The organism is Rahnella variigena, assembly GCF_003610915.1.
GTDB classification, from domain to species: Bacteria; Pseudomonadota; Gammaproteobacteria; order Enterobacterales; family Enterobacteriaceae; genus Rahnella; species Rahnella variigena.
Map to the genome: position 1 here is coordinate 706,357 of NZ_NSDJ01000001.1, position 26,443 is coordinate 732,799.

The 26,443-nt window shown below is 52.7% G+C and carries 21 protein-coding genes and 1 pseudogene; 8 read left to right on the forward strand and 14 right to left on the reverse strand.

Annotation, left to right across the window (positions count from 1 at the left end; translation table 11 throughout):
* The first annotated feature begins 1 nt into the window (after position 1).
* Together yidC and mnmE are read left to right on the forward strand one after the other, a co-directional pair.
* Positions 2-1,636 (forward strand): membrane protein insertase YidC, encoded by a 1,635-nt coding sequence (gene yidC / locus CKQ54_RS03280; RefSeq protein ID WP_113876819.1) that lies wholly within the window; start codon positions 2-4, stop codon positions 1,634-1,636.
* 112 nt (positions 1,637-1,748) lie between these two features.
* Positions 1,749-3,113, forward strand: a complete 1,365-nt coding sequence (mnmE, locus tag CKQ54_RS03285) for a tRNA uridine-5-carboxymethylaminomethyl(34) synthesis GTPase MnmE (RefSeq protein ID WP_112287217.1) — start codon at positions 1,749-1,751, stop codon at positions 3,111-3,113.
* Positions 3,114-3,184: 71 nt separating this feature from the next.
* On the opposite strand, the gene CKQ54_RS03290 is transcribed toward mnmE, so the two are convergent.
* Positions 3,185-3,784 carry a short chain dehydrogenase gene (locus CKQ54_RS03290; RefSeq protein WP_120163119.1) on the reverse strand — a complete coding sequence of 200 codons (600 nt, stop codon included), beginning with the start codon at positions 3,782-3,784 and terminating at the stop codon, positions 3,185-3,187.
* 100 nt (positions 3,785-3,884) lie between these two features.
* Here CKQ54_RS03290 and CKQ54_RS03295 point away from each other — a divergent pair, with 100 nt between their 5' ends.
* The gene (locus CKQ54_RS03295; RefSeq protein WP_120163118.1) at positions 3,885-4,772 is read left to right on the forward strand and encodes a LysR family transcriptional regulator; all 888 of its coding nucleotides are present in this window, start codon (positions 3,885-3,887) and stop codon (positions 4,770-4,772) included.
* Between the two features lie 74 nt (positions 4,773-4,846).
* Here the strand turns inward: CKQ54_RS03295 and CKQ54_RS03300 are convergent, their stop codons facing one another.
* Positions 4,847-6,742, reverse strand: a complete 1,896-nt coding sequence (locus CKQ54_RS03300; RefSeq protein WP_120163117.1) for a methyl-accepting chemotaxis protein — start codon at positions 6,740-6,742, stop codon at positions 4,847-4,849.
* 323 nt (positions 6,743-7,065) lie between these two features.
* On the opposite strand from CKQ54_RS03300, the gene CKQ54_RS03305 reads away from it, so the two are divergent.
* The 3 genes from CKQ54_RS03305 (at position 7,066) to CKQ54_RS03315 (ending at position 9,900) form a co-directional block, all read left to right on the forward strand.
* The gene (locus CKQ54_RS03305; RefSeq protein ID WP_112287214.1) at positions 7,066-7,791 is read left to right on the forward strand and encodes a 4'-phosphopantetheinyl transferase family protein; all 726 of its coding nucleotides are present in this window, start codon (positions 7,066-7,068) and stop codon (positions 7,789-7,791) included.
* Between the two features lie 91 nt (positions 7,792-7,882).
* Positions 7,883-8,452, forward strand: a complete 570-nt coding sequence (locus CKQ54_RS03310) for an NADPH-dependent FMN reductase (RefSeq protein ID WP_120163116.1) — start codon at positions 7,883-7,885, stop codon at positions 8,450-8,452.
* A gap of 84 nt (positions 8,453-8,536) precedes the next feature.
* A protein-coding gene (locus CKQ54_RS03315) for an IS3 family transposase (protein ID WP_120349660.1) occupies positions 8,537-9,900 on the forward strand; the annotation gives its coding sequence in 2 pieces (ribosomal slippage) (positions 8,537-9,026 and positions 9,026-9,900; 1,365 coding nt in all).
* 76 nt (positions 9,901-9,976) lie between these two features.
* Here the strand turns inward: CKQ54_RS03315 and CKQ54_RS03320 are convergent.
* Positions 9,977-11,314, reverse strand: a complete 1,338-nt coding sequence (locus CKQ54_RS03320; RefSeq protein ID WP_112292033.1) for an NCS2 family permease — start codon at positions 11,312-11,314, stop codon at positions 9,977-9,979.
* Positions 11,315-11,466: 152 nt separating this feature from the next.
* Here CKQ54_RS03320 and yieH point away from each other — a divergent pair, with 152 nt between their 5' ends.
* Positions 11,467-12,132 carry a 6-phosphogluconate phosphatase gene (yieH, locus tag CKQ54_RS03325; RefSeq protein ID WP_120163956.1) on the forward strand — a complete coding sequence of 222 codons (666 nt, stop codon included), beginning with the start codon at positions 11,467-11,469 and terminating at the stop codon, positions 12,130-12,132.
* Here the strand turns inward: yieH and CKQ54_RS03330 are convergent.
* The 4 genes and pseudogenes from CKQ54_RS03330 to CKQ54_RS03345 form a co-directional block, all read right to left on the reverse strand.
* On the reverse strand, positions 12,129-12,875 hold the full coding sequence (locus tag CKQ54_RS03330) for a DUF6708 domain-containing protein (RefSeq protein ID WP_120163955.1): 747 nt from the start codon (positions 12,873-12,875) through the stop codon (positions 12,129-12,131). The genes yieH and CKQ54_RS03330 overlap by 4 nt on opposite strands.
* 4 nt (positions 12,876-12,879) lie before the next feature.
* Entirely contained in the window at positions 12,880-13,620 is a 741-nt protein-coding gene (locus CKQ54_RS03335) for a DUF6708 domain-containing protein (protein ID WP_120349661.1), read from the reverse strand.
* Positions 13,621-13,624: 4 nt separating this feature from the next.
* The gene (locus CKQ54_RS03340) at positions 13,625-16,693 is read right to left on the reverse strand and encodes a T6SS effector BTH_I2691 family protein (protein ID WP_120163952.1); all 3,069 of its coding nucleotides are present in this window, start codon (positions 16,691-16,693) and stop codon (positions 13,625-13,627) included.
* Positions 16,694-16,789: 96 nt separating this feature from the next.
* Positions 16,790-17,608: pseudogene (locus CKQ54_RS03345) on the reverse strand (sugar phosphate isomerase/epimerase family protein); the annotation flags it as partial.
* Positions 17,609-17,718: 110 nt separating this feature from the next.
* On the opposite strand from CKQ54_RS03345, the gene CKQ54_RS03350 reads away from it, so the two are divergent.
* Positions 17,719-18,411 carry a TetR/AcrR family transcriptional regulator gene (locus CKQ54_RS03350; protein ID WP_113876811.1) on the forward strand — a complete coding sequence of 231 codons (693 nt, stop codon included), beginning with the start codon at positions 17,719-17,721 and terminating at the stop codon, positions 18,409-18,411.
* A gap of 85 nt (positions 18,412-18,496) precedes the next feature.
* Here the strand turns inward: CKQ54_RS03350 and phoU are convergent, their stop codons facing one another.
* From phoU to glmS, 7 genes are all read right to left on the reverse strand, one after another.
* On the reverse strand, positions 18,497-19,228 hold the full coding sequence (phoU, locus tag CKQ54_RS03355) for a phosphate signaling complex protein PhoU (RefSeq protein WP_112290873.1): 732 nt from the start codon (positions 19,226-19,228) through the stop codon (positions 18,497-18,499).
* 10 nt (positions 19,229-19,238) lie between these two features.
* The gene (gene pstB / locus CKQ54_RS03360) at positions 19,239-20,006 is read right to left on the reverse strand and encodes a phosphate ABC transporter ATP-binding protein PstB (RefSeq protein ID WP_013577692.1); all 768 of its coding nucleotides are present in this window, start codon (positions 20,004-20,006) and stop codon (positions 19,239-19,241) included.
* Positions 20,007-20,105: 99 nt separating this feature from the next.
* Positions 20,106-20,993, reverse strand: a complete 888-nt coding sequence (pstA, locus tag CKQ54_RS03365; RefSeq protein WP_112290871.1) for a phosphate ABC transporter permease PstA — start codon at positions 20,991-20,993, stop codon at positions 20,106-20,108.
* 1 nt (position 20,994) lies between these two features.
* Positions 20,995-21,951 carry a phosphate ABC transporter permease PstC gene (gene pstC / locus CKQ54_RS03370; protein WP_120163950.1) on the reverse strand — a complete coding sequence of 319 codons (957 nt, stop codon included), beginning with the start codon at positions 21,949-21,951 and terminating at the stop codon, positions 20,995-20,997.
* Positions 21,952-22,142: 191 nt separating this feature from the next.
* Positions 22,143-23,183: a phosphate ABC transporter substrate-binding protein PstS gene (gene pstS / locus CKQ54_RS03375; protein ID WP_112290868.1), complete on the reverse strand. Its 1,041-nt coding sequence runs from the start codon at positions 23,181-23,183 to the stop codon at positions 22,143-22,145.
* A gap of 216 nt (positions 23,184-23,399) precedes the next feature.
* A complete protein-coding gene (gene rluF, locus CKQ54_RS03380) occupies positions 23,400-24,284 on the reverse strand; it encodes a 23S rRNA pseudouridine(2604) synthase RluF (protein WP_112290866.1) in 885 nt (294 codons plus the stop codon).
* A 165-nt stretch (positions 24,285-24,449) separates the two neighbouring features.
* A complete protein-coding gene (gene glmS, locus CKQ54_RS03385; protein ID WP_120163949.1) occupies positions 24,450-26,279 on the reverse strand; it encodes a glutamine--fructose-6-phosphate transaminase (isomerizing) in 1,830 nt (609 codons plus the stop codon).
* Positions 26,280-26,443: the final 164 nt, after the last annotated feature.

Here is a 26,443-nt window from a genome sequence, read left to right on the forward strand (position 1 = left end):
GATGGATTCGCAACGCAATCTTTTCCTCATCGCTCTGCTGTTCGTGTCTTTCATGATCTGGCAGGCATGGCAAACGGACCACGCTCCGCAACCGGCCAACCAGACCACGCAACAGACTGCGAACACTGCAAACGGTGATGCTGCTAACCAGGCTGTTCCTGGTAGCGGACAGGGCAAATTAATTACAGTTAACAGTGATGTGCTGTCATTAACAATCAACACCCGTGGTGGCGACATTGAGCAGGCTCTGCTGAAGGCTTACCCGACGACTTTGGGCTCTGACCAGCCTTTCCAGTTACTGGAAACCACTCCTAATTTCATCTATCAGGCACAAAGCGGTCTGACAGGTAAAAACGGTCCAGATAATCCGGCTAACGGCGAACGTCCTCTGTTCCAGACCAGCTCGGATAACTTCACGATGTCTGAAGGCCAGTCTGAACTGCGCATTCCGATGACTTACACGGCGGCAAACGGTGCGATTTACACCAAAACCTTCGTGATCAAACGTGGCTCTTACGCGGTGAGTGTTGAATACAATATCAACAACACCACAGCAGCTCCGCTTGAACTGACTCTGTTCGGTCAGCTGAAACAAACCACCGAATTGCCTAAGCACCGTGACACCGGCAGCAATAACTTTGCTCTGCACACGTTCCGCGGCGCGGCATACTCGTCAAGTGATGACAAATATCAGAAGTACGCGTTCGATAAGAGCGAAGTACTGAATGTCACCACTCAGGGCGGTTGGGTTGCGATGCTGCAGCAGTACTTTGCGACTGCATGGATCCCGTCAGCGAAAGACACCAATACCTTCTTTACCAGCACCAACAACGGCATTTCTTCGATTGGTTTCAAAGGCACGCCGTTTACCGTTGCACCAGGCGCACAACAACAAGTGGCTTCCACTCTATGGGTTGGCCCGGAAATTCAGGACAAGATGGCGGCCATCGCGCCTCACCTTGATCTGACTGTTGACTACGGTTGGTTATGGTTCATCTCTCAGCCACTGTTCAAACTGTTGAAATTCATTCAAGGGTTCGTCGGTAACTGGGGCTTCTCGATCATCGTAATCACCTTTATTGTCCGCGGTATCATGTACCCACTGACCCGCGCTCAGTACACGTCGATGGCGAAAATGCGTATGCTGCAGCCAAAACTGGCCGCCATGCGTGAACGTATCGGTGATGACAAACAGCGCATGAGTCAGGAAATGATGGCGCTGTATAAGTCTGAGAAAGTGAACCCGCTGGGTGGTTGTCTGCCGCTGGTTATTCAGATGCCAATCTTTCTGGCACTGTATTACATGCTGTCTGGTTCCATTGAATTGCGCCACGCGCCATTCATCCTGTGGATCCATGACCTGTCAGCGCAAGACCCGTACTACATTCTGCCGGTTCTGATGGGTATCACGATGTTCTTCATTCAGAAGATGTCGCCGACCACCGTCACTGACCCGATGCAGCAGAAGATCATGACCTTCATGCCGGTCATCTTCACCGTGTTCTTCCTGTGGTTCCCGTCCGGTCTGGTGGTGTACTACATCGTCAGTAACCTGGTAACCATTCTCCAGCAGCAGCTGATTTATCGCGGGCTGGAAAAACGTGGCCTGCACAGCCGCGACAAGAAAAAGTCATAAGTGAATGTCAGGGCGGCTTTCGTCCTGACCGCTAAACTTGATGATAAAAGACAAAGGCGGTCATTTGACCGCCTTTTGCATATCCATAAAAAGACCAACAGAGATCATTGCTATGAGCACCTCAGATACCATTATTGCCCAGGCAACCCCACCCGGCCGCGGTGGTGTGGGCATTTTGCGCATTTCCGGCCGTGCGGCGCGTGATGTGGCACAGGCTGTCTTAGGTAAACTGCCCAAGCCGCGTTATGCCGATTATCTGCCGTTTCAGGATGCAGACGGCAGCACGCTGGATCAGGGCATCGCGCTGTGGTTTCCCGGCCCGAATTCCTTCACCGGTGAAGACGTGCTTGAGCTGCAAGGCCACGGCGGCCCTGTGATCCTGGATTTGCTGCTTAAACGCATTATCGCGCTGGAAAACGTGCGCATTGCGCGTCCGGGCGAATTCTCTGAGCGTGCTTTCCTCAACGATAAGCTCGATCTGGCACAGGCAGAGGCGATTGCCGATCTTATCGACGCCAGTTCCGAGCAGGCCGCACGTTCTGCAGTTAACTCACTTCAGGGCGCTTTCTCTCACCGTATTCATCATCTGGTGGAAGCACTCACTCACCTGCGGATCTTTGTTGAAGCCGCTATCGACTTCCCGGATGAAGAAATCGACTTCCTGTCTGACGGCAAAATCGAAGCCAAACTCAATACAGTGATGGGCGATCTGGATGCGGTACGTGCTGAAGCACGTCAGGGCAGCTTGCTGCGCGAAGGGATGAAAGTGGTAATTGCCGGGCGTCCGAACGCCGGTAAATCCAGCCTGCTGAACGCGCTGGCCGGTCGTGAAGCGGCGATCGTTACCGATATCGCGGGCACCACGCGTGACGTTTTACGCGAACACATCCACCTCGACGGTATGCCTTTGCATATTATCGACACCGCCGGGTTACGCGAAGCCAGCGATGAAGTTGAGCGCATTGGTATTGAACGTGCATGGAATGAGATCGAACAGGCTGACTTAGTGCTGTTTATGGTAGATGGCACCACAACCGCCGCGACTGAGCCCGCGGAAATCTGGCCAGAGTTTATGGCACGTCTGCCCGCGTCTTTACCGATTGTCGTTGTGCGTAATAAAGCCGATATCACCGGCGAAGCATTGGGGCAAACCGAAGTAAATGGTCACTCACTTATTCGGCTTTCAGCCCGAACCGGCGATGGCGTTGATCTGCTGCGTGACCATCTGAAACAGGTCATGGGCTTTAATCACAATATGGAAGGTGGATTCCTCGCCCGTCGCCGTCATCTGCACGCACTGGAAGACGCCGCACAGCATCTGGTTCAGGGTAAAGACCAGCTGCTTGGCGCCCGGGCCGGTGAATTACTGGCAGAGGAACTGCGCATGGCGCAGCAGTCGCTGAGCGAAATCACTGGCGAATTTACGTCGGATGACTTGCTGGGGCGCATCTTCTCCAGCTTCTGTATCGGTAAGTAATCCGCCCTTCGCATCAAACAAAACCCACATTGCAAAATGTGGGTTTTTTATTGTATTCAAAGTATTACAGCTTACCAGACTTTATAAACACGTCCGGTCTGCGCCCCTTCCACGCTGCGGCGATACGCTTTCGCCACGCGAGCCGCCGGAGCGGCTTCAAAGCCCGAGAAGAACGGGCCGTAAGCTTTCAGCGACTCTTCTACTACGGTCGGGCTGACCACGTTGATGCGGATGCCGCGTGGCAGTTCAATCGCCGCACCACGGACAAAACCTTCCACAGCCGCATTGACCGTGGTGGCGTTTGCGCCCTGACGGATAGGTTCATCAGCAATGATCCCGCTGGTCAGGGTGACGGAGCCGCCATCTTTAAGGAATGACTGACCGATCAGCGCAATGCGTACCTGCCCGAGCAGTTTATCCTGCAAGCCGATATTGAATTGCTCTGCGGTCATTTCAGTCAGCGGGCCAAAGTGCAGGCTGCCGGTCGTCGCGATAATCGCATCGACTTTCCCGGTACTTTTGAAAAGCGCTTTTACGCTGTTTTCATCGGTGATATCGACCTGAAAATCACCGCGCGTCTTGCCTGCGGTGATAATTTCATGTTCTGCCCCGAATTCCCGGATCACCGCTTTACCCAATGTACCCGTCCCGCCAATCACTAAAATTTTCATCACAGCTTCCTCAACGTTGTTTGTTGGATCATCTTTCACCAAACTGAGAGTTAGATATAGACTCGTATTATTCGTTCTGTACTAACTCAGGGTTTGTAATGTGGATAAGCTGCGGAATATTGAAGTCTTTGTCAGCGTAGTAGAATCCGGAAATTTCAGCACTGCGGCGGAAAAACTGGGGATTTCGGCGGTGATGGTCGGTAAACACATTCAGCAACTGGAAAAACATCTCAATGCCCGTCTGCTGCAACGCACTACGCGCAGGCAAAGCCTGACCGATGCCGGTGAAGTGTTTTATGAAAACGGCAAACGGGTGCTGGATCAGATGAAATTCACGGAAAGCGCGATGGAAAGCCTGCAAAGCGTACCGACCGGATTGCTGCGGGTCAGCGCGCCGGTATCCCTTGGCTCGAGCGTTATAGCACCGATGCTGGCCCGTTATCTGCAAACACATCCCAAAGTGAATGTAGAGCTGATACTGAGTAACGCGAGGGTGGATTTGATCGGCGAAGGTTTTGACGCAGCAATTCGTATTGGCGAAATCGGCGATGACCGGCTGGTCGCGAAGCCGATGAAACCTTATGAAATGGTGATCTGCGCGTCTCCGGGGTATTTGCAGCAGTTCGGCACGCCCGCGACGCCCGAAGACCTGAAAACGCATCCGTGTCTGGTGCATACCGTCTGGAATCAGAGCGAAGGCTGGCATCTGGCGAATGCAGAACGCACCACGTCAGCGTGGCCGGTTAACAGCCGCTATGTGTCCAACGACGGTCATGCGCTGCGTGCTGCGGCACTGGAAGGCGCCGGTTTGCTGTTGCAGCCCAAAGTCCTGCTGGCGGAGGATATCGCCAGCGGCAAGCTGATCCCGGTGCTGGAGTCTTTTATCCCGAAACCCCGGGTGGTGCATCTGGTGTATCTGCCTGATTTCAGGCCGCGCGCTAAACTGACCAGCCTGATTAACTACATGACTGAAAACACTTTTTACTGATCACTGCGCAAAACAAAAAGCGGTAAGTGATCGCTCACTACCGCTCAGTTTTGAACATTTTGAATCAGACGAAATCAGAGCTTAAAGCCCGCAACCACGGTTTCCAGCTGAACGGTCTGATCCTGCATCGCCTGCGCGGCGGCAGAAACCTGTTCGACCAGCGCGGCGTTCTGCTGCGTGGCGTTATCCAGCTGCGTGATGGCCACGTTTACCTGCTCGATGCCCAGACTTTGCTCCTGACTGGAAGACATGATTTCGTTCATCAGTGTCGCCACGTTGTTCACGCCGCCCATGACTTCATCCATTGTCGTCCCCGCCGTTGCCACCAGATTGCTGCCGGTGGAAATATCCGCCACAGAATCTTCAATCAACTTTTTGATTTCACGCGCAGAGGTCGCCGAGCGTTGCGCCAGACTGCGCACTTCGGAGGCCACCACGGCAAAACCGCGCCCCTGTTCACCGGCACGCGCTGCTTCTACCGCCGCATTCAGCGCCAGAATGTTGGTCTGGAAAGCGATGCCGTCGATCACACTGATGATATCGACGATTTTGTGGGAGGAACGGGTGATCGACCCCATCGTTTCAACCACCTGCTTCACCACTTCCGAACCTTTTTCCGCGACTGCCGATGCATCACGCGCCAGCTGGTTAGCGCCCTCCGCATTGGCTGCATTTTGCTTAACGGTGCTGGTCAGCTGTTCCATTGAGGCTGCCGTTTCGACAATTGAGCTGGCCTGTTCTTCAGTTCGCGCGGACAAGTCCAGGTTACCGCTGGCAATCTGGCGCGACGCCGAGGTAATCGCCAGACTGCTGTCACCGACCTGACGCAAAATGGATTGCAGGAAAGACAGGAAGCTGTTGAAACTCTGGTTGATCTGATTGAACTCAGGACTGCGGCTGTCCGGTAAGCGTCGGGTTAAATCCGCGCCGCCCGCTGAAAGCTGAGCGATATTTTTATTCAGTGCTGCAAGCTGGCGCATAAACACTTTAATCGCCGCAATCAGTACAATCAGCAGCAGTAAGACCATCGGGATTTGTACCAGCCCGAGACTCGTCAGAATGCTATGGCTGCGCGCCAGCAACTGACTGGTCGGCATATCGGTGGCGATATACCACGGGCCCTGAATTTTACTCATGAACATCGTATGCGACGTGCCGTCGTTGTCGTAATCCGCCACCAGAGAGGATTGATCGTTAATCTGATCCAGACCTTTGCGGATTTGCATCGCCAGCGGAGAAGTTTCGCCCAGAGACGCCAGTTTCGGCAGCTTTTCATCCGTGGAATGGCTGGTCCCGACAATGGTGCCGTCTTTCTCCACAATATAAATTGTCGCGTGAACCTTTTTCTCCATTTCCGTCACCAGCTGGTTAAAGAAGCCCAGCGTCACGTCGATAGTGGCAACGCCCCACTGTTTGTCGCCTTTATAAATCGGCATCGCACAGTTGGTGCGTGGCTGGGTGCTGGCGTCATCGAAATAGGCCGGAGCCCAGACGCACTGCCCCTTTTCACCTTTAGATGCTGCGAGATACCAGGACTGATCGAAATAATTCGGCGATTCTGCGCTGTTCCAGAAAGTATTCACCGTCAGCTGATTATTACTGTTCCGGGCAAAGAAGGTGCTGAATTTGATTTTTGCGGGATCGCGCTGGTTCGGCAACGGCCAGATACCGCCACCAAACACGGCGGCATCACCATACTGATCAACCAGAGCAGGCAGCAGCCGGTCGATACTGTCGCTGTCCATTTGTGCGACGGTCTGGGTGATGGTGCGTACCTGAGACTCAACTTTATTCAGGCGATCGTTAATGGCGACGGCCACATCATCCACCTGGTTAGCCACCAGATTACTTTCCGTTTGTTTCAGCTGAGGAGCAATAAAGACCTGGATCACGATAAGCGTAACGATGACCAGCACAATAAAAAACAAGCTGATCAATGCGATAAAGCGGGATTGCGTTGTTTTTAACATTTTAGGGTACTCACAGGCGAAGCAGCGAGATCGCTGCTTAACTAGTAACGGCATTTTCTGACGATTCTTTATGTTGCTATAGTAGATATATCTGGAACCCGGATCGTATGAGTGAAAATCCAGAACATCATTCCGATGAGATTTCTTCTCAACTGGCGATTAAAACTGTGATTTGTTTCACTTTATGGTGATGAAAATCTGTCTGAAAAGTGAATGAAGTGTGCGCCACTGCGAGTTTTAAGCGGTTTTTAATGATTTCTCTTAATGTTATTCTTTAGAACAATTGAGAAAATACGGTCGAACCATTAATCATGGAGTGAACAATGGCGTGCCATTTTGCAAGATGGGCAATGACGGATGCAGAACCGGATACACACCGGTTGCCCAAAGAGATCGTATTATTCGCAAAACACCTTTCCGAAAAACAGCGCAAGCGTTTCTTAAACGGCCGCGTGCTTCTGGCAGAAATGATTTTCTACCTGTACGGAATTGCTGAACTACCTAACGTGATCACCTTACCCAGCGGTCGTCCGAGTTTCGAATCCCTTGATCTCCCTGATTTCAGCCTGGCGTATGCCGGAAGCACTGTCGGTGTCTTAATCAGCAGCGAAGGGAAAGTCGGTCTGGATCTCGAAATCATTCATGCCCGCAGTGCGCTGGTGAATCCGCAACAGCAGTTACAGCTTTCTGCGGTGGAGAAAACCTGGATTGCCATGCAATCCGATCCTGTGGAATCCTCGCTGCAACTGTGGTGTATCCGCCAGAGCATGCTGAAGATGTCCGGCCTCAACGATCAGGGTCCGCTGACGCTCAGCCTGAATCCGGCTTCTGGCCGTTTGCGGTCTGCCGTGACACCGGAGGCGCAGGTAATGAGTGATATTGAAGGGTCGATAACCTGGTCATGCGCGCAATCCCCCTCGATAATCCGCTTGCAGTGCTGGCGCTATGAACCCGAAAACGGTTTCACCCGCACACAAACACTTTCCACAGATCAGCAGTCCGAATCACCGCACTTTATGAAATTCATCAGTCTGCCGCCTGCTAAATAAAACTTCACTTATGTTTACGCTCGTCGACCCGTTTTTCGTTTATGGTTACAGGCAGTTCCTTTCGTAAAATCATCCATAACAGGAGTTAGCCATGTCAGTTACACCACTGAAGTTTGTCACACTGTTAGGTAGTCTTCGTAAAGCGTCATACAACGACATGGTGGCGCGTACATTACCGAATGTCGCCCCTGAGGGCATCGTGATTGAAGCATTACCTTCCATCGGTGCCATTCCACTCTATGATGCGGATATTCAGCAGGAAGAAGGCTTTCCGGCGGATGTTGAAGCGATTGCGGAACAAATCCGTCAGGCGGATGGCGTCATTATCGTCACGCCGGAATATAACTATTCCGTACCGGGTGGCCTGAAAAATGCCATCGACTGGATTTCACGTTTGCCAAACCAGCCGCTGGCCGGAAAGCCCGTGCTGATCCAAACCAGTTCAATGGGTCCGGTCGGTGGCGCACGCTGCCAGTATCACCTGCGCCAGATCCTGGTTTTCCTTGATGCCATGGTCATGAACAAACCTGAATTCATGGGTGGCGTCATTCAGAGCAAAGTGGATGAGCAGACAGGCGAAGTGGTTGATCAGGGGACGCTCGATTTCCTGTGCGGCCAGCTGACGGCATTTGCCGACTATACCCGCCGCGTCAGCAAATAATTCCGGTCATCAGAAATGCAAACAGCCCGCAAATGGACTGCACCCCAAAAGTTGGACACCCAACTGAGTAAGGTGCAGTTTTTTATGGCGAAGCCAAAATATACCCTCGAAACCAGAATGGCTGTGGTCAGCCATTACCTCTACGGCAATGACGGGACACAACGGACCGCAGAACGTTTTGGTGTCGAAAGAACATCCGTTCGTCGCTGGGTCAGAGCCTGGCAATTACACGGTATTGATGGCATTACCTGGAAAAATGACCGCCATTCTCCGGCATTCCGGATTGCTGTTGTCCGGACTGTTCTCGGTGAAGAACTTTCAATGCGCGAAGCTGCCGCACGGTTTAATATCTCAAACGAGACCGTCGTCCGGCACTGGGTTAATGTCTACAAAGACGCTGGTGAGAATGGACTTCTGAGCATAAAACCCGGCCGGAGCAAAGGCATGACAAAACCCAAAAAAGCATCCCCACTTACCGATGAGGCGCTGGAAAAGTTATCTCCCGAAGAGCTGCGGGCTGAGCTCCGTTACCTGCGTGCAGAGAATGCCTACCTAAAAAAGCTAAAGGCCTTAGTTCAAAGCGAGAAAAACGGCAAAAAGCCGCAATAATCAGTGAGCTAAGGCGTAATTATGCGCTTAGTGACCTTCTGCGTGCAGCGGGGATGTCCCGCAGTACGTGGTATCACAATATGAACGCGCTGAAGCGAGTGGACAGGCATGCCGGACTGAAAGACAAAATCAGAGAGATATACCACCATCATAAAGGGCGTTATGGTTACCGCAGGATCACGCTCTCACTGAGAAAGCAGGGGCTACTGGTGAACCATAAAACAGTACAGCGGCTGATGGCAGAGGTGTCGCTCCGGTCGCTTATCAGGGTGAAGAAATATCGCGCCTGGAAAGGGGAAGCGGGCAAGGCAGCCTCCAACATCCTGAGTCGGGACTTCAGTGCATCAAAAGCCAACGAAAAGTGGGTTACGGATGTTACAGAGTTCTCGATACAGGGTAAAAAGTTGTACCTGTCACCGGTTCTCGATCTTTTTAACCGGGAAATCATCTCATACAGCCTGTCGGAAAGACCGGTGATGGAAATGGTGAATACTATGCTGCGTGATGCGTTCGCAAAGCTCAGTCCAGAAGATGCCCCGTTGTTGCACTCGGATCAGGGTTGGCAGTATCGAATGGCAGCCTATCAGGCAAAATTAAAGGCAGAGGGCATAACGCAAAGTATGTCGCGTAAAGGAAACTGCCTGGATAATGCTGTAATGGAGAACTTCTTCGGTACGCTGAAATCGGAGTGTTTTTACCTGAGCCAGTTCGGGAGTCTCAGGGAACTGAGGGAGGCGATAGAGGGGTATATCCATTACTACAACAACGAAAGAATAAGCCTGAAATTAAAAGGCCTGAGTCCGGTAGAATACCGAACCCAGGCCCTGAAAGCCGCTTAACATGAACTGTCCAACTTTATGGGGTCAGTCCAAAATGCGGGCTGTTTTTTATCGGCGTTAAGCAGACGTCAGCGGATTAATGCCCGTCTACGAACGCGATTTTCAGCACGAACAGCAGCGCAACCACAACCACACAGGGGCTGATTTCTTTCCAGCGGCCGGTGCCCAGTTTCATCACCACGTAAGAGATGAAGCCCAGCGCGATACCTTCAGTGATCGAGAAACTGAATGGCATCATCACCGCAGTAACGAACGCCGGAACGGCTTCGGTCAGGTCATCCCATGACACGCGCGCCAGGCTGGAAGTCATCAGTACGCCGACATAAATCAGCGCACCCGCTGCGGCGTATTCCGGCACCATGCCGGCCAGCGGGGAAATGAAGATCACCAGCAGGAACAGCAAACCGGTGACAACCGCAGTCAGACCGGTACGGCCACCGACGGACACGCCGGAGGTGCTTTCAATGTAAGCGCCCACAGAAGACGTGCCGATAAATGCGCCGGCAACGGAAGATACGCTGTCTACATACAGCGCCTGTTTCATCTGCGGGAATTTACCTTTCTCATCCGCCAGACCGGCCTTGTCGGTCACGCCGATCAGCGTGCCGGAGGAGTCAAACAGGTTCACCAGCATGAAGGAGAAGATGACGCCCGCCAGACCGATATTCAGCGCGCCTTTCAGATCCACCTGACCGACAACCGTGGTGATGCTTGGCGGCATCGACCAGAAACCGGTGTAATGCACGTCGCCAATCATCAGGCCAATCACGGTGGTGACAATAATCGACACCAGCACCGAGGCATGGAAATTACGCGACGCCAGCACGGCAATAATGAAGAACCCGAGTACGCCCAGCAGCACGTTGTGCGAGGTCAGATTACCGATGGTGACGATGGTGTCAGGGTTCGGAACGATAATGCCGGCGTTTTTCAGCCCCATCATGCCGATAAACAGCCCGATACCGGCGGTAATGCCCACGCGCAGACTGACCGGAATATTGGCAATCATCCAGTAACGGATGCGGAAAATGGTCAGCAGCAGCAAGCCGACCGCGCCCCAGAAAATCGCGCCCATCCCGATCTGCCAGGAAACGCCCATCGCGCCCACGACCACAAAAGCAAAGAACGCATTCAGACCCATCGCCGGTGCCAGAGCGACCGGAAGGTTGGCGATCACGCCCATCAGGATGCTGCCGAACGCGGCAATCAGGCAGGTGGTCACGAACACGGCCTGTTTATCCATCCCCGCAACACCCAGGATCTGCGGGTTCACGAAAACGATATAGACCATGGTCAGGAAGGTAGTTAAACCGGCGATAGTTTCGGTGCGTACGGTGGTGCCGTGCTGCGTCAGTTTAAACAGACGTTCAGCCAGACCTTTACCCGCAGTCGCATTGCTCTGTGGTGTGCTCATTGGTGAGTTCCAAAATGGGGGAAAAACAATCGGGGGGTATCCTAAGGATTTTAGCCCGAAAGCGCCAGCACTGGATGTATGGGATTAAATCTATCGTTCGGGTACAGTGCCATAATGCACGCCAATAGATGAAACGCTCACAGGGAGAAAGTATGTCACAGGTTGAATGTGTCTTTTTTGATTGCGACGGTACGCTGGTGGACAGTGAATTGTTGTGCTGCGAAGCCTACGTCGAAATGTTCGCGCATTTTGGTGTGACGGTTTCTTTCGACGAAATGTATAAGAAATACAAAGGCGTCAAACTTTACGAAATCGTCGCAATTGTGAATAAAGAGCACGGTATCGATGTGCCGAAAGAAGAAATGGAAGTGGTGTTCCGCCAGCACGTCGCGCGGCTTTTCGACACTAAACTTGAGCCGATTGACGGTGCGCGTGAATTGCTGGAACACATTACCGTGCCAATGTGCGTCGTCTCCAACGGCCCGGTCACCAAAATGCAGCACTCCCTCGGACTGACAGGTTTGCTGCCTTTCATGGGCGATAAGCTGTTCAGCGGCTACGATTTGCAGCGCTGGAAACCCGATCCGGCGGTATTGTACAAAGCCGCCGAGGTCATGAACGTGCCGGTGGAGAACTGCATTCTGGTAGAAGATTCAGTGGCAGGCGCACAGGCCGGGATCACCGCAGGCATCCCGGTGTTTTACTACTGCGCCGATCCGCATAACCCGCCGCTGGATCACCCGCTGGTGACGACTTTCCACGACATGCGCGAACTGCCGGGGATCTGGCGGGAGATGGGGTATCAGATCACGGGTTAAGGGCGATCCGTTGTTGATTCACGCTCAACATCAGGCAGCCAGCGTACCGTTCTGAACGGCGTCCAGTCTGCTGGCTTATCGGTCAGCAGCGGATTTTTAGGCACCGGTCTGGCTTCCATGTAGTGGCAGCAGTGGCTCCATAAACCGTAAGCATCGCGCAGGTTACCCACCGTCCAGGCGAGCACAAACCGGTCCACGACCTCATATGTTCCCGGTTTACAAACCGCGCAGTATATCCGGTGCCCCCAGTCTGCATGTCCCGCCAGCTGCACCCGTTCTCCCTGAATATCGGCCCAGTCAAATACCTTGATCACCACCCGCCAGCGCTTCCAGGGCCAGACGCTGCGCTGATATTCATATACATAGACTTTCTGCCGCTTGCGGTTAAAACGAACAGGTGCGCCCCGGGGTTCAAATAAAACAGATCTGAATCCAAAGATACAAAAGAAAAGTAATCCAAATTCAGCTAGGAGAATGAAGAGTAATAATACAATTGGAATATTAATTACGAAGTCTGGGAGTGAAAGAAACAAAAAACAGAAAGGTAGGCAAAATAAAGCAGTAATAGAGGAGAACCATTGTCCCCCCCACCCGTAATTCACATAACGCGGGATCTCCATCCACACATCATTGATTTCATTCACCCGGATCAGCTGCGGCGGAGCTTTCTGATCGTCTGCCTGTTTAGGTAAATCTTCATCCCAGTATCGAACTGGCGCATCAAGCCTGGACTGTCGTTTCATCACATCATCCTGTTGCGGTGGTTGATTCACGCTCAACATCTGACGGCCAGCGTACCGTTCTGAACGGCGTCCAGTCTGCTGGCTTATCGGTCAGCAGCGGGTTTTTAGGCACCGGTCTGGCTTCCATGTAGTGGCAGCAGTGGCTCCATAAACTGTAAGCATCGCGCAGATTGCCCACCGTCCAGGCGAGCACAAACCGGTCCACGACCTCATATGTTCCCGGTTTACAAACCGCGCAGTATATCCGGTGCCCCCAGTCTGCATGTCCCGCCAGCTGCACCCGTTCTCCCTGAATATCGGCCCAGTCAAATACCTTGATCACCACCCGCCAGCGCTTCCAGGGCCAGACGCTGCGCTGATATTCATATACATAGACTTTCTGCCGCTTGCGGTTAAAACGAACAGGTGCGCCCCGGGGTTCAAATAAAACGATCTTAAAAAAATGTATAAGCAGTGAAACAAAAACAAAAATTATTATGCCAGATGTAATTAGCAGTAGTGGATTAGAAGCAACCCCTGGCGCCAGAATAAAAATAATGATTGTAATCAATGGAAAGAATGAGATTATTGAAAAAAACCATAGCCCACCCCAACCATGATTCACATAACGCGGGATCTCCATCCACACATCATTGATTTCATTCACCCGGATCAGCTGCGGCGGAGCTTTCTGATCGTCTGCCTGTTTAGGTAAATCTTCATCCCAGTATCGAACTGGCGCATCAAGTCTGGACTGTCGTTTCATCACATCATCCCTGTTTACTGACCGTCAGGCTCAGCTGATAATCTGCATCAGTATTATCCGGCCAGTAATTCGCGATTAGTGTCACTTTCGCTGTACGGCTTTGCTCCGCCCAGACACTGACCATAAGATTCAGGCTGTTTATCTTCCTCTCTTTACCGCCTTCCGTTACCGTCTCCTCATCCACTGACAGACGGTATTTATAATAACCGGAAGGCTCCACAGCCTGATACCCATCAGCCTGCCCCGGCGCACTCACTGATTGCGAGAACAATACCTTATCGTCGCCGGCACGCGCCAGATGCACGGACCAGCCACCTTTGCCTGCCGCCCATCCGGGCATACTCACCCGCAGATCGATGCGTTCATAAATCACACCCTCAAGGGTGGTGCGACCGGTCGGGCTAAAAGCAGAAGCAAAAGCCACATCTGCCACCATGCCGCTGACAATCGCCCGGTAATCGATCAGGGCTTCAGCCAGGTCTTCCAGGCTGGTGGCATGCCAGACGATATCGTTACCATGCCGCTTCAGCTCAATGCCGAAGCAGGTACGTCGCAACCAGATTTCAAACGCTTTGGTGCGCAACTCACTGCCAACATAGGCCAGCATGGCCCCGCTAATCAGCAGGAGAGCCGCCCAACCTGCTGGGCCTAACCCCATAAATCCAGTCGTTACAGTACTTGTTAAAGTGAAAATACCTTGGGCACCATAAAACCCGCTAATCAAGCCACCAGCAATAAGCGCAGCGCCACCTATTCCATAAGCAACTATGCTTCCTGTATCTCCAGTTTTATAAGCATCCCACCCATCAGCCCAAGTACCGAAGCCCTCAATAATACCCGCAATCCCCCCTAACACCGCCCCAAACCTGACCATGGCGGGCACCTGCTCTGCGGCGCTCAGCACCACCCAGTTTTTCTTTAACGCCAGTTTGTAGGCAAAACCTGACAATTCTGAGAAGCCTTCCATCATCAGCAGGGTGTTAATGGCCATATCCGCGACGAGATCTTTATCTGTGCCCACGGAGTTATTCAGCCGCTCCGTCAGTTCACGCCAGTTAAACCACTGCATCGCCAGCAATCCTGCCCCCAGTATCAGGCCGGCACCGTCACCGCTGACCAAGCGGCGGCTTAACTCGCCATATTTGGCGATCTGCGCATAAGTTGCTTTAAGCACCGGACCAGTTGCGCCTTTTTCTGCCAGCGACAGTTCAGAAAGATAGACATCGTGCAATTCATCCAATACCGCGGGGTTATTGAACGGTTTCTCCGTCAAGCCGGGTAACTCGCTTTGCATTTTCGCCAGTGTCCCCGGCGCACTGAATTCCACCCAGAGCGGCGTATCCAGCCCTTTGCCCCGCATCCCCTGAATTTCATCCACCACCGACATACTGCCACCGGTTAGCCTGAGCACGGGGCCGTTTTGCGACATGGCCTGACGCAGGGAAGCGGAATGTCTGAGATGTTTCTGCAACCCGCGGAAGGTCGTCTGGTATCTCAGTACAACGACGGATTCGCCCGCAGTCAGCATGGCCGCCTGCATCATCCACATAAACCCTTTGCGGGGAGCCTCGGCCAGCGACTTACCCAGCCGGGCGGCAGAGCCAGTGACTGCCAGCATACGGATAGCCCAGCTCCGCTGGATGGCAGCACCTTTCAGATACTGACCAAACTCATCGGAAGTTGCCGCCGCTTTATAATTACCGTAGTTGAAAACAGTGTTCAGCAATGAGGTGTCCATTCCCGTAAAGCCCTGATACGCCGGTGAGTCAGCCTTTTCGAGCCACAACGCCCAGACCTTTAAGGTATCTTTGCCCATTGCACCGCCCTGCACACAGGCAGCAAGCGTCAGCATCTGCGCAGCCCAGCTCCCCGCACTGCTATCAGGAGAATAATCATGCGTAATGATCGTCTGCCAGCCGGGTGCCTGATACCAGGCGGCAAGATCTGTATCAATGGCGGCAAGCTGCTTTTCAGGGGAGGTAAATCGCTCTTCAAATTCAGCGGCAAAGGACGCCCGCGCCGGTTCGTCATAGTTTTCCAGCAAACGATGCGTTTGTTGGCTGAACGTTTTCTCCCAGGGAACGGGTCGTGGATAGCCGCCCCCGATACCCGGACCTGATGACGCCTGGCGGGGATTATTCACTACCTCCGTTTTTATATTGTCGAGGTACTGACAGATCGCCTCAGAAATCATATGTCGGTGGAAGACGCCGGGAAGCTCAAGATATTCCAGCCTCGCTTCCGCAATCTGCATACGGCTATTATTCAGTTCCTGAATCACGCCCACGCTGTCATTCAGCGCCAGCGCCACGGTCTGGCATTGGTACTCAACATTAAAGTGCGAGATTTTCTGTTCCAGAATTCTCTGTTTAACAATGTCCGTACGGGGGAAAAAACCGTGAACGCCACCGTCTGGTTCACCGGTAAGTCTTTTGGGATTATTGAAAAAATACTCGGTGGCAAACTCCGCGACATTAGCTTTCATTGAGGAGAGTTGCGGATCCATAACCAGCGCTGCGGGTATACTCGCCGGATTATTTTTCAACTCCGGAAGAGAAATTTTGGTGAAACGACTGACCGGGCGCCTTTCGGACTTATATTCCTCAAGCACCTCTTTACTCCAGGGATCGCGGCTGAAAGCCAGCCAGGCTTCACTGTATTTTTTGTCATCGATATTGATGAAACTGGCAGAAACATCGTGCCCGTGCTGAGCACAGGATTCACTCAGCAGTTCAACGGTTTCACTTTCGGGCATATTGAAGGGATTGAATTGTCGCAGAAAGCCTTTGGCCGTCACCTGATAGCCCTGCCAGATCCGCTTATCCAGCAAGACATACACATAGCCCATGCGTAAAGTACGCAGCGCATATTTAAATTCGCTTCCGGTCAGTTCAACTTCTTGCTGAGGAACATCTGGTCGCCAGTCTGTATTCACCAGAGTATGAGGCACCGCTGCGACACGCAGCGGGTAGATTGGTAATCCTTTCCGCTGGCAGGCTTTGCAGCCTGAAGGGGTAGAAGTGGCCTGCTCACTGGCAACCGCGTTCTTCAACATCTGACTTCTGAAATCCATGAATAACATTCCCTTGTTTTTTCATGGTTAATACGCCGAATTATACACGATGTAAAACTTAACCTAAATTTCCTCTATGAATGGATTTGAATTGTGATCCTGATCGTAAGCCTGCATCCGCTTTTCCAGCTCCGCTAAGGATCGCAGGCCATCTGCCAGCGGCAGGGTTTTATCATTGAAGATTTCCAGCGACCACGGTCCGGTGAAGCCTTTTCGGTTCAGCGTGCTGACGAAATCCACCAAGGGTAAATCCCCCTGTCCCGGATAACAGCGGTAACTGCGGCTCCATTGCTGCACGTTCATGTCTTTGTAGGGCGCATCAGCCAGTTGCAGGAAGCTGATTTTATCCAGCGGCACTTCGTCCAGCCGGTCAAGATTGTCGCCCACGGCGAGAATATGGAAGCTGTCGAGCACAATGCCCAGCGCCGGACTGTTCACCTCACGTACGCGATCCCACGCCTGCCGGTAGCGGTTGATGTGTTTGCCCCACGCCAGCGCTTCAAAACCGATGCGGATATCATAAGGCTCCGCCATTTCAGCCAGCGCGGCGAGATCGGCAATCTGCACCTCCCGCTCCGGCGAGCTTTGCGGATCGGTGTTGCTGCACACCAGTAAATGATCGCAGCCCAGCTCGCGCATCAGGTCAAACTGACGGCGCGCGCTGGCGAGTTTTTCGATACGTTTTTCCGCCGGAACGCCTTCGAAATCGCGGAAAGGCTGCAGCAGGAAAATACGTAAGCCGAGGGAATCGGCGAGATTACGGATAGCCACCGGCTTGACCGGACTTTTAAGCAAATCATCTTCGAATATTTCCACACCATCAAATCCCGCAGCAGCTATCGCCGTGAGCTTTTCAGGCAAGGTTCCTGGTACTGAAACTGTTGCAATTGAACGTAAACGGGTGGTTGCAGGCAAAATAGCGTCCTTTAAGTCAGGCTTCGATACTTACAGTAGTGGACCCTCACGCCACGTTCGTCAAGTGCAGAGGCGTTGTATGAACGCGCAGATTGTAACTGAGCGACGCAATGGTTAATCTCTGTGGCGTGAATGTGGTTAATGATGAGGATAAGACGCTGAGCAGCCAAAGTTCCCCGGCGCCGGGACGTAAAAATGATCCGATAGGACTGAAGCAGCGCATTTTTGACAGCGCTTTGGCAGAATTCGCAGAATCCGGTCTGATGGGCGCACGCATGGAAAATATCGCTTCCAACGCCAGCACCACGAAACGTATGGTGGTCTATCACTACAAGACCAAAGAAGCCTTGTACATGCTGGTGCTGGAGCACGTTTACCGCGGTATCCGTCAGCACGAGCTGGATCTGGATCTCTCGTCATTTCCGCCCGCTGAAGCTATCGTCAAACTGGTCGAAGCCAGCTTTGATTTCCACGTCTCACATCCGGAATTCATTCGTATTGTTTCAACGGAAAACATGCTGCGCGGCCGGTTTATCCGTCAGTCCACCAGCATCCGTGAAATCAACAAATCGGCATTAACGCTGCTGGAAGATATTCTCGCGCGCGGCAAGCAAAGCCATCTTTTCAAAGAAGATGCGCAGGCACGCGACGTTCACCGTCTGATCAGCAGCCTGTGCGTGCACCAGGTTGCCAACCAGTACACGTTCGGCGCATTGTTTGAAAATCCGGATGAAGTGGATTTACAGACCGCCCATTACCGTCAGCTGGCCGTCATGGTTGCCCTGCGCTACGTGATGAAGTAATTGTGCTGATCGGACGCTGTTATAGAGCGGATATCAAAAAGGCCTCGTAAGAGGCCTTTTTTTGTCGGGCAATATCAGCCAGCGATTATTCTTTCGGCGCGTCTTTGCCGTCTGTCAGCAGTTTGTCCAGCGCATCGCCGCCCACGTGACGGAAATCCTGACCCTTCACGAAGTAGAAAATGAATTCGCAGATGTTCTGGCAACGGTCGCCGATACGCTCAATGGAACGGGCGCAGAACAGCGCAGTCAGCACGCTCGGGATAGTGCGCGGATCTTCCATCATGTAGGTCATCAGCTGGCGCACAATGCCTTCATATTCCTGATCCACTTTCTTGTCTTCACGGTAAATACGTACCGCTTCGTCAAGATCCATACGCGCAAACGCATCCAGCACATCATGCAGCATTTCTACGGTGTGGCGACCCAGAGATTCCAGGCTGACCAGCAGCGGCTGATGCAGATGCGAGAATTTTTCCAGCGCTGTGCGGCAGATTTTATCTGCCACGTCACCGATACGTTCGAGTTCAGAAATGGTTTTGATGATCGCCATCACCAGACGCAAATCGCTGGCGGTCGGCTGGCGCTTGGCAATAATGCGCACACAGGCTTCGTCGATCGCCACTTCCATCAGGTTAACTTTGTCATCACCTTTGATGACGCGTTGCGCCAGTTCGGCATCCTGATTGTGCATCGCCGTAATGGCATCAGTCAGTTGTTGCTCGACCAGCCCGCCCATTGCCAGAACCTGCGTGCGGATGTGTTCAAGCTCGGCGTTGAACTGGCCGGAAATGTGTTTGTTTAAGTTCAGGTTGTCCATTGTTCTTACCTCAACCGTAGCGGCCAGTAATGTAATCTTCAGTCTGTTTGCGCGCTGGCGACGTGAACAGCGAGTCGGTATCGCTGTATTCGATCAGTTCGCCCAGATACATAAACGCAGTGCGATCTGAACAACGCGCAGCCTGCTGCATGTTGTGGGTCACGATCACCACGGTGTAATCAGATTTTAGCTCGGTGATCAGTTCTTCGATACGACCGGTAGAAATCGGATCCAGCGCAGAACAAGGTTCGTCGAGCAGCAGAACGTCTGGGCGGATCGCAATACCGCGGGCGATACACAGACGCTGTTGCTGACCACCGGACAGGCTGTAACCGCTCTGGTGCAGCTTATCTTTGGATTCGTTCCACAGCGCGGCCTTGGTCAGTGCCCATTGCACGCGCTCGTCCATATCGGTACGGGAAAGCTTTTCAAACAGACGCACACCAAAGGCGATGTTGTCATAAATCGACATCGGGAATGGCGTCGGTTTCTGGAAGACCATGCCGACTTTGGCGCGCAGCAACGCGATATCCTGCTTATCCACCAGAATGTTTTCGCCATCGAGCAGGATTTCACCTTCTGCGTGCTGTTCCGGATACAGCTGATACATTTTGTTGAACGTACGCAGCAGCGTGGATTTACCACAGCCGGACGGGCCAATGAATGCCGTGACTTCGTTCTTAGCGATATCCAGGGAAATATTTTTCAGCGCGTGGAATTTGCCGTAATAAAAGTTCAGATCGCGAACCTGAATCTTGCTGTTGGATGCGTCAGTCATTCGACTCATTAAGACATCTCTCTTATTCGCGCGCCGCGTGGCGACGCCGGGTAAACAGTGACGGCAGCCGTTTTCGTCTGCCATCGATAATGAATGAACTTATTGCTTTTTCGGCGCGAAAATCACACGCGCCAGAATGTTCAGCAGCAGCACGCACACCGTAATCAGCAGCACGCCCGCCCAGGCCAGTTGTTGCCACTCGCCAAACGGGCTCATCGCAAACTTAAAGATAGTCACCGGCAGGTTGGCAATCGGCTGCATCATGTCAGTGCTCCAGAACTGGTTGGAGAGTGACGTGAACAGCAGCGGCGCGGTTTCACCGGCAATACGGGCAATCGCCAGCAAAATACCGGTGATAATGCCGGAAACAGACGCTTTCAGCGTGATGGCCGAAATCATTTTCCATTTCGGCGTACCCAGCGCGTAAGCCGCTTCACGCAGGCTGTCGGGCACCAGTTTCAGCATGTTTTCCGTGGTACGGATAACAATCGGGATTTGTAACAACGCCAGCGCCAGAACGCCCGCCCACCCAGAGAAGTGACCCATTTTTGCCACCATAATGGTGTACACAAACAGGCCGACAACGATGGATGGCGCAGAAAGCAAAATGTCGTTGATGAAGCGAATGAATTCAGCGAGCCAGGATTTGCGACCATATTCGGCCAGATAAATCCCCGCCATTACGCCCAGCGGCGTACCGATGACCGTCGCCCATAAAATCAGTAATCCGCTGCCCGCAATGGCATTCGCCAGACCGCCGCCCGCCGTGTTCGGTGGTGGCGTGTTTTGCGTGAACAGCGCCAGCGACATCCCGTCCACACCTTTGACGATGGTGGTAAACAGGATCCAGACCAGCCAGAACAGACCAAAAGCCATGGTCATCATCGAGACCATCAGCGCGATACGGTTTTTCTGACGGCGCCATGCCTGACGTTTACGGCGTGATTCCAGTAATGCTGCGTTACTTTGCATGTCGAGTGTCGTCATCTTAACGGCCCTCTTTCTTAGCCAGACGCAGGATCATCACTTTCGACAGCGCCAGGACAATAAAGGTGATAACAAACAAGATCAGCCCCAGTTCCATCAGCGCGGCAGTGTGCAGGCCGGCTTCCGCTTCGGCAAATTCGTTTGCCAGTGCGGAGGTAATACTGTTGCCCGGCGCATAAAGTGAGGCGCTGTCGAGCTGGTAGGTGTTACCGATAATAAAGGTCACTGCCATGGTTTCGCCCAGTGCGCGTCCCAGACCTAACATCACGCCACCGATAACGCCGTTTTTGGTGAAAGGCAACACGATGCGCCAGATCACTTCCCACGTGGTGCAACCAATGCCGTAAGCAGATTCTTTCATCATCACCGGCGTTTGCTCGAACACGTCACGCATGACGGAGGCAATGTACGGGATGATCATAATGGCGAGAATGACGCCCGCCGCCAGAATACCGATACCAAAACCCGGGCCGGCGAACAGTGCGCCAACAATCGGGATACCGGAAAGTACATCACCCACAGGCGTCTGGAAGTACTGCGCAAACAGTGGGGCGAAAACAAACAGCCCCCACATGCCATAAACAATGCTGGGGATCGCCGCCAGCAGTTCGATAGCAATACCCAGCGGGCGTTTCATCCAGTTCGGCGCCAGCTCAGTGAGGAATAATGCGATACCAAAGCTGACAGGAACTGCAATCAGCAAGGCAATAATGGAGGTCACGACCGTGCCGTAAATCGGCACCAGTGCGCCGAATTGTTCGTTCGGAGCATCCCAGATTTTCGTCCACAGGAAGGATAAACCAAACTTTTCGATGCTCGGCAGGGAAGCAATAAACAGCGAGACGATAATGCCGCCCAGCATGAATAGCACAATCAGCGCAGCCAGTTTGACCAGAGCGCCGAAGATGATGTCACCGTTTTTGCTGGGTGCCTTGATAGCCGGCTTGTATTCAGCCATACCACTCTCTTTTAATTCAGATTTAATTCCCTCCCCGGCCGGAGAGGGAATGAAGCAGAGTTACTATACCCAAAATAATTGGAGTTGCACCAAGCCAGCTGCAAGTGAATCCCGGTGAGCTTACTCAGGTAAGTGATTCGGGTGAACGAGCGCAGCTAACGCCGGTGCAGCTTCAGGTATGACGGGTATTCCTAGTACAGTGCTTTGCCGCTGCTGTCTTTAACGTTGGTTTTCCATGCTGCACGGATCTGCTCAACCACTGATTCAGGCAGAGCTGCGTAATCCAGATCGGTCGTCAGCTTGTTGCCGTTTTTGTAAGCCCAGTCGAAGAACTTCAGCACTTCAGTGCCTTTCGCTGCGTCTTGCTGATCTTTGTAAATCAGAATGAAGGTGGTGGAGCTGATTGGCCACGCATTGTCACCTTTCTGATTAGTCAGGTCCTGAGCGAAGGTTTTGCTCCAGTCAGCGCCTTTAGCCGCTGCGCTGAAGGATTCTTCCGTCGGGCTGATCGCTTTACCGTCAGCATCAACCAGCTTGGTGTAAGCCAGGTTGTTTTGCTTGGCGTAAGCATATTCTACATAACCGATTGAACCAGGCAGACGCTGAACAAAGGCTGCAACGCCGTCGTTACCTTTACCGCCGAGACCCGTTGGCCAGTTCACAGTAGAACCAGAACCGATTTTGTCTTTCCACTCGCTGTTTACTTTCGCCAGGTAGCTGGTGAAGACATAAGAGGTACCGGAACCGTCAGCACGGCGAACGACCGCGATGTTGGTGTCTGGCAGTTTCACGCCCGGGTTCAGCTTGGTGATCGCCGCGTCGTTCCACTTTTTGATTTTGCCGAGGTAGATATCACCCAGCGTTGCGCCGTCCAGCGTCAGCTGACCGGATTTGATCCCCGGGATGTTAACAGCCAGTACCACGCCACCGATCACGGTAGGGAACTGGAACAGGCCGTTTTTGGCCAGATCTTCGTCTTTCATCGGGGCATCAGATGCGCCGAAGTCTACGGTCTTGGCGATGATTTGTTTTACGCCGCCGGAAGAACCGATGCCCTGATAGTTAACCTGAGTACCGGTTTCTTTCTGATATGCGTCAGCCCACTTAGCGTAAACAGGAGCTGGGAAGGTACCGCCAGCGCCAGTCAGGTTAGTGGCAGCGAAAGCAGACATTGCTGTGAGGGAGAAAGTCGCTGCTACAAGACCGGCGACGGTGTTACGCATCAATTTCATGTTCCACTCCTGGTGGTTTTAAACTTCCCGACTGATGTCGACGTTAATTAAAGTGTTTGGCACAGGAGGAAAATAGGACAGTTTAGTGACAGTAAAATGTACGTTATGTGACAGTTTCATGACACTGGTCACAATTCGAACCATACGGGCAAAATGCGGGGGTTTTAAGCGGGAAATGCCGGTTGTGACACCGGCAGATGACAAAAAGCGGGCAAATTATCGCCCTTTCTTCTTACGTCCGGGCTGCGCAAAACGCTTACGGGAGCCTGAATTACCCTCCGGTTTTTCGGTATTTTTCGGTTTTGTGACAGCGGGTTTTGCAGCAGTGGGTTTCTTAGCCTGAGCAGTTTTTGCCTGCGCTTTTTTCGCCGGTTTATCTTCAGACGACGAATTTTCAATCAGTTTAAATAACTCAATCAGTTCATCATCGGTCAGGTCGCGCCATTCGCCCAGCGGCAATCCTTTCAGATTGATGTTCATGATGCGCACGCGTTCGAGCTTAGTGACTTCAAAACCAAAGTGCTTGGTCATACGGCGGATCTGGCGGTTAAGCCCCTGAACCAGCGTAATACGAAACACCATCGGCGCTTCTTTCTTCACTTTGCACTTTTTGGTCACGGTACCGAGCATCGGCACGCCCGCGCCCATACCGGCAATAAACTCGTCTGTGATCGGCTTGTTGACGGTCACAATGTATTCTTTTTCGTGGTCGTTACCGGCACGCAGGATTTTGTTGACCAGATCACCGTGATTGGTCAGTAAAATCAGGCCCTGGGAATCTTTATCCAGACGGCCAATCGGGAAGACGCGTTTGCTGTGGTTAACGAAATCACGGATGTTGTCCCGCTCACCTTCTTCCATCGTGGTGATGATGCCGACAGGTTTGTTCAGCGCGATCAGTACCAGATCTTCTTCATCACGCGGCTCGATAACCTGACCATTCACTTTCACCACATCGCCGGCAAATACCTGAGCCCCTACCGCGGCACGCCTGCCGTTAATAAAAACATTTCCCTGTTCGATGTAACGATCGGCATCGCGGCGCGAGCAAATTCCGCTCTCGCTGATGTATTTGTTAAGACGAATGGAGTCGGTCTGCATTGAGCAAAGCACCTTCAGAAAAACGCGAACTATACCTTATCCGGCGCGGGTTACGAAGTCTGAGAGAAGAAAATCGTGACCGTTTACTGAGAAAGAGACAAACCGGAAACAATAAAAAAGCGCCCCGAAAGGCGCTCAGAGAATCAGCGACTGAACCGGTCGATTTTATTCGACGGTCACAGACTTCGCCAGGTTACGTGGCTGGTCAACGTCGGTGCCTTTAATCAGCGCAACGTAGTAGGACAGCAACTGTAATGGCACGGTGTAGAAAATCGGTGCGACGATTTCTTCAACGTGTGGCAGCTGGATAATTTTCATCCCTTCGCTGTCAGTGAAACCGGCGTCCTGATCGGCGAAGACATACAGCAGCCCGCCACGGGCGCGCACTTCTTCGATATTCGATTTCAGTTTTTCCAGCAATTCGTTATTAGGTGCAACGACGATCACCGGCATATCCGCGTCAATCAGCGCCAGCGGGCCATGTTTCAGCTCGCCCGCCGCATAAGCTTCTGCGTGAATATAGGAAATCTCTTTCAGCTTCAGTGCACCTTCCATCGCGATCGGATACTGATCGCCGCGACCGAGGAACAGGGCGTGATGCTTGTCAGAGAAACCTTCAGCCAGAGATTCGATGGTTTTATCCAGCGACAGCATTTGTTCGATACGCGCAGGCAACGCCTGGAGCGCGTGAACAATGTCATGCTCAACTTGCGGGCTCATCCCTTTCAGACGGCCCATGCGAGCCACCAGCATCAGCAGAACGGTCAGCTGCGTGGTGAACGCTTTAGTAGAGGCCACGCCAATTTCGGTTCCGGCTTTAGTCATCAGCGCCAGATCGGATTCACGTACCAGAGAAGAACCGGCCACGTTACAGACCGCCAGAGAACCGAGATAACCCAGCTCTTTGGACAGACGCAGCGCTGCCAGCGTATCAGCCGTTTCACCAGACTGAGAAAGCGTGATGATAAGGCTGCCCGGACGAACAGCGGATTTGCGATAGCGGAATTCTGACGCGATTTCGACATCACATGGCATACCGGCCAGAGATTCGAACCAGTAACGAGCCACCATGCCGGAGTTGTAAGACGTCCCGCAGGCGATGATCTGCACGTGCTGAACACACGATAAGATCTCGTCAGCTTTTTCGCCCAGCTCGCTCAGATTCACTTCGCCGTGACTGAAACGCCCTTCGAGGGTGTTTTTAATGGCCAGCGGCTGTTCGTAAATCTCTTTTTGCATGTAGTGACGGTAAACGCCTTTGTCACCGGCGTCGTACTGTACTTTGGATTCGATTTCTTCACGCTCAACGGCATGACCATTTTTGTCATAAACGCTGACAGAACGGCGCTTAACCTCAGCAACATCACCTTCTTCCAGGAACAGGAAACGGCGGGTAACAGGTAACAGCGCCAGCTGGTCGGAAGCGATGAAGTTTTCACCCACGCCACGGCCAATAACCAGCGGGCTACCGGAACGGGCGGCGACCAGAACAGACGGGTCGCGGCGGTCCATCACTACCGTACCGTACGCGCCACGCAGTTGCGGGATAACACGCTGAACGACTTCAAGCAGCGTGCCGCCCTGAAGTTGTTCCCAATGCACCAGATGCGCGATCACTTCGGTATCCGTTTCAGAATCAAAACGGTAGCCGCGTTCAATCAGTAATTCACGCAGAGGTTCGTGGTTTTCGATAATACCGTTATGCACTACCGCAATGTAATCAGACACATGCGGGTGGGCATTGGCTTCAGAAGGCTCGCCATGTGTTGCCCAGCGGGTGTGAGCAATACCGGTACCGCCGTGCAACGGATGTTCATCCAGCGCATCAGCCAGCATCTGGACTTTGCCCAGACGACGCAGACGTCCCATTTTCCCGTCGGCATCAATCACAGCCAGACCGGCTGAGTCATAACCGCGGTATTCGAGACGGCGTAAACCTTCCAACAAAATTTCAGCAATATCGCGTTGCGCCACAGCGCCTACAATTCCACACATCAGTTTTATTCCTATAGAAGGTCTTTCGGGACCTTTTTTGATGCCTGACCTGATTTATCCACAAGCCCCGTTTTCCGGTGTACTTGCGGTTCCCCGAGCCTTGTAGAGAGTTGGGGATTATTATGTTTTGGGCTGAATTTCGAAGAAAACGCAGACCAAAACAC

What these genes read in the sequence shown, in the direction of transcription:
- yidC (WP_113876819.1), top strand. Translation starts at nt 2, where the DNA reads ATGGATTCGCAACGCAATCTTTTCCTCATCGCTCTGCTGTTCGTGTCT.
- mnmE (WP_112287217.1), top strand. Translation starts at nt 1,749, where the DNA reads ATGAGCACCTCAGATACCATTATTGCCCAGGCAACCCCACCCGGCCGC.
- CKQ54_RS03290 (WP_120163119.1), bottom strand. Translation starts at nt 3,784, where the DNA reads ATGAAAATTTTAGTGATTGGCGGGACGGGTACATTGGGTAAAGCGGTG.
- CKQ54_RS03300 (WP_120163117.1), bottom strand. Translation starts at nt 6,742, where the DNA reads ATGTTAAAAACAACGCAATCCCGCTTTATCGCATTGATCAGCTTGTTT.
- CKQ54_RS03305 (WP_112287214.1), top strand. Translation starts at nt 7,066, where the DNA reads ATGGCGTGCCATTTTGCAAGATGGGCAATGACGGATGCAGAACCGGAT.
- CKQ54_RS03310 (WP_120163116.1), top strand. Translation starts at nt 7,883, where the DNA reads ATGTCAGTTACACCACTGAAGTTTGTCACACTGTTAGGTAGTCTTCGT.
- CKQ54_RS03320 (WP_112292033.1), bottom strand. Translation starts at nt 11,314, where the DNA reads ATGAGCACACCACAGAGCAATGCGACTGCGGGTAAAGGTCTGGCTGAA.
- yieH (WP_120163956.1), top strand. Translation starts at nt 11,467, where the DNA reads ATGTCACAGGTTGAATGTGTCTTTTTTGATTGCGACGGTACGCTGGTG.
- CKQ54_RS03330 (WP_120163955.1), bottom strand. Translation starts at nt 12,875, where the DNA reads ATGAAACGACAGTCCAGGCTTGATGCGCCAGTTCGATACTGGGATGAA.
- CKQ54_RS03335 (WP_120349661.1), bottom strand. Translation starts at nt 13,620, where the DNA reads ATGAAACGACAGTCCAGACTTGATGCGCCAGTTCGATACTGGGATGAA.
- CKQ54_RS03340 (WP_120163952.1), bottom strand. Translation starts at nt 16,693, where the DNA reads ATGGATTTCAGAAGTCAGATGTTGAAGAACGCGGTTGCCAGTGAGCAG.
- CKQ54_RS03350 (WP_113876811.1), top strand. Translation starts at nt 17,719, where the DNA reads ATGGTTAATCTCTGTGGCGTGAATGTGGTTAATGATGAGGATAAGACG.
- phoU (WP_112290873.1), bottom strand. Translation starts at nt 19,228, where the DNA reads ATGGACAACCTGAACTTAAACAAACACATTTCCGGCCAGTTCAACGCC.
- pstB (WP_013577692.1), bottom strand. Translation starts at nt 20,006, where the DNA reads ATGACTGACGCATCCAACAGCAAGATTCAGGTTCGCGATCTGAACTTT.
- pstA (WP_112290871.1), bottom strand. Translation starts at nt 20,993, where the DNA reads ATGACGACACTCGACATGCAAAGTAACGCAGCATTACTGGAATCACGC.
- pstC (WP_120163950.1), bottom strand. Translation starts at nt 21,951, where the DNA reads ATGGCTGAATACAAGCCGGCTATCAAGGCACCCAGCAAAAACGGTGAC.
- pstS (WP_112290868.1), bottom strand. Translation starts at nt 23,183, where the DNA reads ATGAAATTGATGCGTAACACCGTCGCCGGTCTTGTAGCAGCGACTTTC.
- rluF (WP_112290866.1), bottom strand. Translation starts at nt 24,284, where the DNA reads ATGCAGACCGACTCCATTCGTCTTAACAAATACATCAGCGAGAGCGGA.
- glmS (WP_120163949.1), bottom strand. Translation starts at nt 26,279, where the DNA reads ATGTGTGGAATTGTAGGCGCTGTGGCGCAACGCGATATTGCTGAAATT.